The sequence below is a fragment of the Patulibacter sp. genome, assembly GCF_030655195.1.
In the GTDB taxonomy this organism is placed as follows: Bacteria; Actinomycetota; Thermoleophilia; order Solirubrobacterales; family Solirubrobacteraceae; genus Patulibacter.
Map to the genome: position 1 here is coordinate 1 of NZ_JAURWA010000060.1, position 8,202 is coordinate 8,202.

8 protein-coding genes are annotated in these 8,202 nt (G+C 74.6%); all 8 read right to left on the bottom strand.

Going from position 1 to position 8,202, the window contains the following annotated elements:
- Positions 1–899, bottom strand: an 899-nt coding sequence (locus Q7T67_RS06505) for a hypothetical protein (RefSeq protein WP_304787211.1), incomplete at its 3' end; no start/stop codon positions are given.
- A gap of 167 nt (positions 900–1,066) precedes the next feature.
- Positions 1,067–1,558: a 2-C-methyl-D-erythritol 2,4-cyclodiphosphate synthase gene (ispF, locus tag Q7T67_RS06510; RefSeq protein ID WP_304787213.1), complete on the bottom strand. Its 492-nt coding sequence runs from the start codon at positions 1,556–1,558 to the stop codon at positions 1,067–1,069.
- Positions 1,558–2,481 carry a histidinol-phosphatase gene (locus Q7T67_RS06515; RefSeq protein WP_304787215.1) on the bottom strand — a complete coding sequence of 308 codons (924 nt, stop codon included), beginning with the start codon at positions 2,479–2,481 and terminating at the stop codon, positions 1,558–1,560. Before Q7T67_RS06515 ends, ispF begins: the two co-directional genes overlap by 1 nt.
- Positions 2,475–3,248 carry a 2-C-methyl-D-erythritol 4-phosphate cytidylyltransferase gene (gene ispD, locus Q7T67_RS06520; RefSeq protein ID WP_304787217.1) on the bottom strand — a complete coding sequence of 258 codons (774 nt, stop codon included), beginning with the start codon at positions 3,246–3,248 and terminating at the stop codon, positions 2,475–2,477. The genes Q7T67_RS06515 and ispD overlap by 7 nt, the downstream gene beginning before the upstream one ends.
- 133 nt (positions 3,249–3,381) lie before the next feature.
- Positions 3,382–4,089 (bottom strand): CarD family transcriptional regulator, encoded by a 708-nt coding sequence (locus tag Q7T67_RS06525; protein ID WP_304787219.1) that lies wholly within the window; start codon positions 4,087–4,089, stop codon positions 3,382–3,384.
- A gap of 75 nt (positions 4,090–4,164) precedes the next feature.
- Positions 4,165–5,277: a DNA integrity scanning diadenylate cyclase DisA gene (gene disA, locus Q7T67_RS06530; protein ID WP_304787221.1), complete on the bottom strand. Its 1,113-nt coding sequence runs from the start codon at positions 5,275–5,277 to the stop codon at positions 4,165–4,167.
- Between the two features lie 166 nt (positions 5,278–5,443).
- A complete protein-coding gene (gene radA / locus Q7T67_RS06535; protein ID WP_304787223.1) occupies positions 5,444–6,889 on the bottom strand; it encodes a DNA repair protein RadA in 1,446 nt (481 codons plus the stop codon).
- 164 nt (positions 6,890–7,053) lie between these two features.
- Positions 7,054–8,202: PLP-dependent transferase (locus Q7T67_RS06540; protein ID WP_304787225.1), on the bottom strand; the 1,149-nt coding region annotated here is incomplete at its 5' end.

Here is an 8,202-nt window from a genome sequence, read left to right on the forward strand (position 1 = left end):
CCGGTGGCGGTGGCGGCGGCGTCCGGACGTTCCGCAACGGCCGCGGGGGCCGCGCCGGCCGGGTCCGCCGCGCCGGCGACGCCCCCGGTGCGCATCCGGTCGCGGACGAGCAGCGCCGCCGAGAGGACGACCACCACCGTCGCGACCGCCCACGTCGTCGCGGGCAGCATGTGGCCGAAGTTCTGGACGATCGTCAGCCAGGGCCGCTCCGTCAGGCTCGGCGCGCCGGCGTCGGGGTTCTGCGCGCGGGTCGCGGCGCGCCAGAAGTCGCCGGAGCCCCACTTCTCGGGCAGGAGCCAGGCGGGCGGCAGGATCGCGAGGCCGCCCAGGACGCCCAGGCGCCCTCGCCGGTCGCTGTGCCAGGCCACCCAGGCGGCGTAGAGCAGCAGGAACGGCCACGCCTCGGGCCGCAGCAGGGCGGCGGCGACGCCGCAGGCCATCGCGATCCCGCGACGGCCCTGCAGCTCGGCCAGGACGGCGCCGAGGACGAAGACGACGAGCAGGCCCTCGCTGTTGGCGAGCCAGCCGTGCCAGAAGAACCAGGGGGCGAAGGCCAGGGGCGCGGCGGCGAGCACGCCGCCGGCGATCGTGCCGACGGTGCGCCGCCCGAGCAGGAAGGCGACCACGACGGCCGACAGCGCGCCGATGCGGGCGGTCAGCACCCAGACGTCGGGCGCGATCGATCCCAGCGGCGCGGCGAGGGACGTGACGACCACGGGCAGCGGCTTCCACGACGGACCGTCGATGGTGTTCAGGTCGCCGTGGACCACCTCGCGGCCCCAGATGATCCACGCCCACGGATCGTAGGTCGCCGTCGACGGCGGGATCATCGAGAGGAGGGCCAGGATCAGGACGATCCCGGCGACGATGGCCACGGGCGTGCGTGCTCGAGCGCCCATGCGCGCTGGATCGTATCCGTGGGTCGCCGCCGCGGAGCCACGCCGACCGCGGTGCTCGTCCGGGGACGGCGACGTGGCCGTCCGGTCCGGGGCCGACCCGGGGGCCTCCGTGCGCCGCTCGGGGGCCGTCGGGGCGCTGCCGGGTCCGGTCGCGCCCGCCGAGGGGCTCAGGAGGACCGCACGATGGTCGCGACGGCCTGGGCGACGGCCCCCTCGCCCCGGCCGACGGCGTCGAGGCGCTCGGCGGTCGTCGCCTTGACGTTCACCCGGTCGGTGGCGACCCCGGCGGCGCGGGCGAGGCGCTCGCCCATCTCCTGCTTGTACGGCTTCAGCTTCGGGCGCTCGAGGATCACCGTGGCGTCGATCGACGTCGTTGTCCAGCCCGCGCCGGCGACGAGCTGCGCGACGTGCTCGAGCAACGCGATGGAGTCCGCGCCCCGCCACCGCTCGTCCGTGTCGGGGAAGTGCTCGCCGATGTCGCCGAGGCCCGCGGCACCCAGGAGGGCGTCGATGACGGCGTGGGTCAGGACGTCGGCGTCGCTGTGCCCGTCGAGGCCCAGGTCGCTCTCGATCCGGACCCCGCCGAGGATCAGCGGGCGTCCCGCGGCGAGCCGGTGGCTGTCCCAGCCCAGGCCGGTCCGGACGTCGACGATCCCCATCAGCCGGGGCGCCCGGTCGACGGGTCGATCGTCGGCGGCGGCGCCTCGCCGTGGGCGTGCGCGTGCTCGGCGTCGGCGGCCTCGATCGGGATCGCCCGCGGGGTGCGACGGTCGAACGTCGTCAGCTCCGTGATGCCGACGTCGGCCAGGAGGGCCAGCGCCTCCGCGTAGCCGTAGCCCAGGTGGTCGGGGACGTGGGCGTCGCTGGAGAGCGCGATCGGGTTGCCCGCGTCGGCGACCATCTCGAGGAACGCGCGGGCGGGGTAGAGCTCGCCGACGGGCTTGCGCAGACCCGCCGTCGACAGCTCGACGACGATGCCCGTCTCGGCGATCGCCTCGATCGCCGGCTCGTAGAAGTAGCGCGGGTCGATCTCCGGGGTCGGCCGCGCACCGCCCCAGACCTTCACGAGGTCCGGATGGGCGAGGACGTCGTAGAGGCCGCTCCGCGCGCACTCCGCGAGCGTCTCGAAGTACCGGCGCCAGACGTCGTCGGCGCTGCGCGCGCCCTCCCAGACGTCCCAGTTCGTCCCGGTCTCGGAGTACTGCGCGTCGACCCCGCGGTCCGCGAGGAAGTGGACCGAGCCGATGACGTAGTCCCAGTCCCGCGCCTCCAGCAGCTCGGCGAGCCGGTCCTCGCGTCCGGGGACGAAGTCGGCCTCGATGCCCAGCAGGAGGTCGGTCTCCTCGCGCACGAAGGCGCAGTACGCGTCGAGGTCGTCCGTCGCCGAGTACCTCCAGAACGGGTGCTGCCAGACGTCGAGCGCCTGCTCGAACCGGTGGATGTGCTCCGAGACGCCGAGCTCGGTGATGCCCCGGGCGCCGGCGGACTCGCGGTAGGCCTCCGCGTTCTTCGCCGTGAAGTACTGCTCCGGGCCGGACGGGTGGGCGTCCGGACGCAGGTGCACGTGGAGATCGCTCAGCACGGGGCGGGATTCTGGCGCACCTCGGCGGCCAGGAGCAGCCCGGCGAGGTGGAGGTCCTCCGGGACCGTCACCTTGAGGTTCGTGCGCGGGGCGGGCACGAGGCGGACGTCCCCGCCGGCGGCCTCGACGAGCGACGCGTCGTCCGTGGCGGCGGCCAGCTCGGCGTCGGGCCGCTCCAGGGCGGCGCTCAGGACGTCGCGACGGAACACCTGCGGGGTCTGGATCGCCCACAGCCGCGAGCGGTCGATCGTCCGGGCCACGCGCGGCAGGCCGACGGCGTCGGAGGCGTCGGGCGACGCCCCGTGCGCGGCCCGGGACTCCTTGACGGTGTCCGTCATCGGGGCGGCGGCGATCGCCGCGTCGGCGCCGGCGGCGACGCCGAGCAGGCAGTCCCGCACCAGCTGGGCGGTCAGGAGCGGGCGGGCTCCGTCGTGGACCAGGACCGGCTCCTGCGGGGCGCCCTCCCCCGCGGCGCGCAGCCCGGCCCGGACGGAGTGCGAGCGCTCGGCGCCGCCGGCCACCGACGTGATGCGGCGGCCGTCGGGTCCGTCCCAGATGCCGGCCGGGAGCCCCCACGCCCCGGGGTCCTCCGGCAGCTCCTCTCCGGCGGGCAGCACGACGACGATGCGCCTCAGCGGCCCGACGGCGGCGAGGACCTCGAGCGACCAGGCCAGGAGCGGCCGACCGAGCAGCGGCACGAAGGCCTTCGGGAGCTCGTGGCCCAGCCGGGTGCCGGCGCCGCCGGCGACCAGGACGGCTACCGCCACGGGCGCACCGGTGCCCGGACGTGCGACGGGGCCGCTGCGAGGCGGCCCCGTCGGGCGTGCACCGCAGGGCTGCGGTGCACGAGGAGGACCGGGCCCCCGTGGGAACGACCCCGCGGGGACACGGTCCGCGGCCTCAGTCCTGCAGGGCCAGCGCCGCGTCGGTCCCCGCGGGGGCCTCGTCGTCGTCGTCCTCGTCGTCCTCGTCCTCGGCGTTGGCGGCGGCCTCGGCGGCCTCCGCGTCGGCGGCGACGATCGCGGCGGCGGCGGCGTGCTCGGCGAGCGCGAGCGCCTGCGGCGAGCCCTCCGGCGGCGGGGCGAGGATCGAGTCGAGGTACTCCTCGGCCTCGTCCTCGGTCTTCTCGAGCGCGTACATCAGCTCGGACGCGAGGACCTTCTTGGTCCGCGTGAACATCTGCTTCTCGCCCGTCGAGAGGCCCTTCTCGTTCTCGCGGGTGGCGAGGTTGCGGACGACCTCGGCCAGCTCGTAGATGTCGCCGGTCTTGATCTTCTCGCGGTTGTGCTTGAAGCGCCGGTTCCAGTTCTTCGGCATGTCCGTGCACGGACCCTCGAGCACGCCGAGGACCTTGCGGACCGTGTCCTCGTCGATCACGCGGCGCAGGCCGACGGCGTTGGCCTGGTCGCACGGGACGTGGACCGTCATGTCGTTGTGCAGGATCCGGATCCGCAGGTACTCGCGCTCCTCGCCGAGCACCTTGCGGGGGGCGCGGGACTTCACGACACCCGCACCGTGGTGCGGGTACACGACGTTGTCGCCGACCTGGAAGTCGCAATCGGTGCTGATCGGGATCTCGAACAGATCGTCGTCGATGGTCTCAGTCATGTGGTCCCTCCTGGGATGGGCCGCGCGGAGGCGCGGCGGATCGATCGCCGTGGCGACGCGTCGTGCGGGAGCACGTCACGTCTGCAGGTAGCGATCGACGAGGTTGATCTCCTGCAGGCGGCGAAGGCCCTCGCGGATGTCCTTCGCCCTGATCTCGCCGACGCCCGGCACCGATTCCAACTCGGTGTCGGTTCCGACGAGCAGCTCGTCCAGGCCACCGAAGCGATCGATGATCTGTTGGACGACGAGCTTGGGGAGGCGCGGGATGCGCCCCAGCACCCGGTGCCCTCGCGGGCTGACCGGGTAGTCCAGCGTGTTGAGCTTCCGGTTGAAGCCGAGGAGCTCGGCGAGTCGACCGAAATCGAGAAGATCGGGGTGCGGGAGCCGCGGCAGGAGGTCGAGCGCCTCGGCCACCGCCTCCTCGCCGGGGTCCGTGGAGTAGTCGCGCACCAGCGCGGCCTTCTCCCCCGCCGTGCCGACGGTGGTCTCCTCGAGCTGCATCTCGATGAGCCGGCCGTCCGTGCCGAGCTCGACGATGTAGCGCTCGATCTCGACCGCCATGCGGGAGACGAGCTCGGCGCGCTGCAGCACGGTGAGGACGTCGTGCAGCGACGCGCCCCCCTCGAACTCGAGCGCGGAGAGGCGGGTGGAGACCTGGTCCATGCGGACGCGGTACTTGTCGAGCGTCGCCAGGGCCTGATTGGCCTTGGCGAGGACCACAGGGATTTGGTCCAGCTGGTACCGCATGCCGTCGACGTAGAGCGAGACGACCTCGCGGCGCTGCGAGACGGCGATGACGAGCGCGGCGGTCTGCTTGCTGACGCGCTCGGCCGTGCGGTGACGCGTGCCGGTCTCCTGCGTGAGGATCGTGGGGTCCGGCACGAGCTGGACGTTGGCCATGGCGATCTTCGTCGCGTTGGCGTTCAGGGTGATCGCGCCGTCCATCTTCGCCAGCTGGTAGAGCAGCGCCGGCGTGTAGTCGATGTCCAGGCGGATGCCGCCCGAGCACAGGTGCGTGATCTCCTCCGGCTCACCGATGGCCAGGAGGCCGCCCGTGTGCGCGTTGAGGATGGAGTCGATGCCCTCCCGCAAAGCGGTTCCGGGCGCAATCATCTCCAGCGCCTTGACGAGCCGGGGTTCTTGACGACCTTCGAGTTCTTGGAACTCTTCCCCGGGACGCTGGACCATCGCAACGATTGTATCAAGCCGGTACGCCCCTTCCGCCGATCGTTTTCGGCGGGTGAACGTGGTCGTTCATGGTTGCTACCGGTGGTCACCCGCGCCCGCGACGGGCACGGACCACGGGGGTGCCCGTCCGAGGCGCGGGGCTGATCCTCCCTGGCGCCGGAGGTTCTCAGCCCTGGCGCTTGGGGAGGGCGGCCCGCAGCGCGTCGCGCAGGGTGGCGTGGCGCTCCGGCCGCACCACGTCGCCGAGTCCGAACTTGCGCGCCTCGGCCAGCCGGCGGTCCGCGTGGGCGACCCCGCGGAGCTCGCCCGTCAGCCCGACCTCGCCGAAGCACGCCACCGGGAGCGCCGCCCCGGCCTCCCCGCCCACGCCGGGGACGATCCCGCGGGCCGCGGACGCCACCGCGAGGGCGACCGCCAGGTCGGCACCGGGCTCGTCCGCCCGGACGCCGCCGACGACGTTGACGAAGACGTCGTGGGTGCTCGTCGACAGCCCGGCGTGGCGGCCCAGCACCGCGAGCACGAGCGCCAGGCGGTTGCGGTCGATGCCGTTGCAGACCCGGCGGGGCGGCACGAGCTCGCTCGGCGAGACCAGGGCCTGGACCTCGACCAGGAGCGGCCGGGTGCCCTCCATGGCGCAGAGGACGACCGACCCGGCGGCCTTCGTCGCCTCCCCCACGAACCGGGCGGACGGGTCGAGGACCTCGACGAGCCCGACGCCGCGCATCTCGAAGACGCCGGCCTCGTTCGTGGAGCCGAACCGGTTCTTGCTCGCCCGCAGGGTGCGGTAGGTGCGCTCGCGCTCGCCCTCGAACTGCAGGACGCAGTCGACGAGGTGCTCCAGCACCCGCGGCCCGGCGAGCGACCCCTCCTTCGTGACGTGCCCGACGAGCACCGTCGCCACGTCGAGGCGCTTGGCGACCTCCATCAGGCGCCCGGCGACCTCGCGGACCTGGCTGACCGACCCGGGTGCGCCGTTCAGGTCGGGGTCGTGCATCGTCTGGACGGAGTCGATGACGCAGACCTCGGGCCGCTCGGCCTCGATCGTCGCGATGACGGTCGCCAGGTCCGTCTCGGCGAGGATCGGCACGTCCATCGCTGCGGTGAGCCCCGAGGGCGAGTGCGAGCCGATGCCCGCCGCGACGTCCTCCGCCCGCGGGGGCGCGGCCAGGCGCTCGGCCCGCAGGCGCACCTGGGCGGCGGACTCCTCGCCCGAGACGTAGAGGGTGCGGGTGCCCGCGCCCTCGAGGTGCCCGAGGACGGTGTTCAGGAGCGTCGACTTGCCGATGCCGGGCGAGCCGCCGAGCAGGACGAGCGACCCCGGGACCAGCCCGCCGCCGAGCACGCGATCGACGTCGCCCAGGCCGGTGCGCAGCCGTGGGACCCGCGGCGCCGTGACGTCGCGCAGCCGCGTCGGCCGTCCCGCCGGGACGGTGCCGGGACGCGCCTTCGCCGGGCCCGTCGTGGGGGCGGCGCCGCCGCGACCGCCCGTCGGCTTGTTGGCCCGCTCCTCCGTGATGGTGCCCCAGGCGCCGCAGCCGGGGCACTGGCCGAGCCAGCGGGGCGTCTCGTGCGCGCAGGCGGTGCAGACGTGGATGGTGGCGGCGCGAGCCATGGCCGATCGACGCTACCGACGACCGCGGCGGACGCCCCAGTGGCGGGGCGTTGCGGCTCCGCACCGGAGGCGTGCCGAGGCTCCGCACCGGGGGTCGCCCCCGGACACGTGTCGGCCCTCCGCCCGACGGTCGGCCGGAGGTGTTGCGCCCTCCGCGCCCGGGCTCAGCCCCGGCCCGCGACGTCCAGCGCCCGCATCAGGTCGGCGACGACGTCGGCCGGCGTCTCGAGGCCGGCGGAGAAGCGGACGTAGCCGGGCCCGACCTGTCCGTCGCCGAACCGGTCGCGCCGCTCCGCCGTGGAGTGCAGGCCGCCGAAGCTCGTCGCCTCGGAGACGAGCTCCAGCGCGGCGAGGAACGCCCGCGCCCGCCCCATGCTGCCGAGGTCGAAGCCGACGACCGAGCTGAAGCCGGGGTAGCGCACGTCGTCGAGGTCCTCCCGGGCCGACAGCGCCCCGTGGACGGCGACGGCGACGGCCTCCTGGCGCCGCAGGCGCACGTCGAGGGTCCCCAGCGACCGGTGGGCGAGCCAGATCTCGAACGGCCCCGGGACGGCGCCCGCGAGGGTCCGCCAGCGCCGGAGGCGCTCGACCAGGTCGGGGTCCGTGCCGGAGACGTGGCCGAGGATCAGGTCGCTGTGCCCGGTCAGGTGCTTGGAGTCCGAGGACACGACGAGGTCGGCGCCGAGGTCCAGGGGGCGCTGGCGCAGCGGCGTGGCGAGCGTGTTGTCGACCACGACCTTGGCGCCGGCGTCCCGGCAGGCGGCGATCGTCGCGGCCAGGTCGAGCGTCTGCAGACCGGGATTGGCGGGGGTCTCGATCCAGACGAGCGCCGCGCCCTTGGCGGCACGGACGATCGCCTCGTCCGCCGTCGGCACCGTCCGCACGCCGACGCCACGCGTGGCGAGGTGCTCACGCGCGAACTGCAGGACGCCGGGGTAGCCGTCGTGCGGGGCGACGAGCAGGTCGCCCGAGCCCAGCAGGGCCTGGAGCACCGCGGTGGCCGCGGCCATCCCGGAGGAGAAGACGACGGACCGACCGCCGTCGAGCGCCTCCAGCGCCTGCTCGTAGCGCTCGAACCCCGGGTTGCTCATGCGCCCGTAGACGTGCGGGGCGTCGCCGGCCTCGCCGGCCGCGTGGTACGGCCCGGCGAAGACCGGCCCGCGGAGGAAGGGCTCCCCCTGGACCGGGGCGGCGATGCCGGCCGTGACGACCCGCGTGGCGAGGCCGAGGCCGTCGTCGTGGGAGGCCTGCGGCTCGGGGTCGGCCTGCGCGCGGACGGGCGACGCCGGCGGGCGCGCAGGCGCGGGGGCGTC

Coding starts and splice junctions, on each gene's coding strand:
- Q7T67_RS06525 (WP_304787219.1), bottom strand. CDS start 4,089: ATGACTGAGACCATCGACGACGATCTGTTCGAGATCCCGATCAGCACC.
- disA (WP_304787221.1), bottom strand. CDS start 5,277: ATGGTCCAGCGTCCCGGGGAAGAGTTCCAAGAACTCGAAGGTCGTCAA.
- ispF (WP_304787213.1), bottom strand. CDS start 1,558: ATGGGGATCGTCGACGTCCGGACCGGCCTGGGCTGGGACAGCCACCGG.
- radA (WP_304787223.1), bottom strand. CDS start 6,889: ATGGCTCGCGCCGCCACCATCCACGTCTGCACCGCCTGCGCGCACGAG.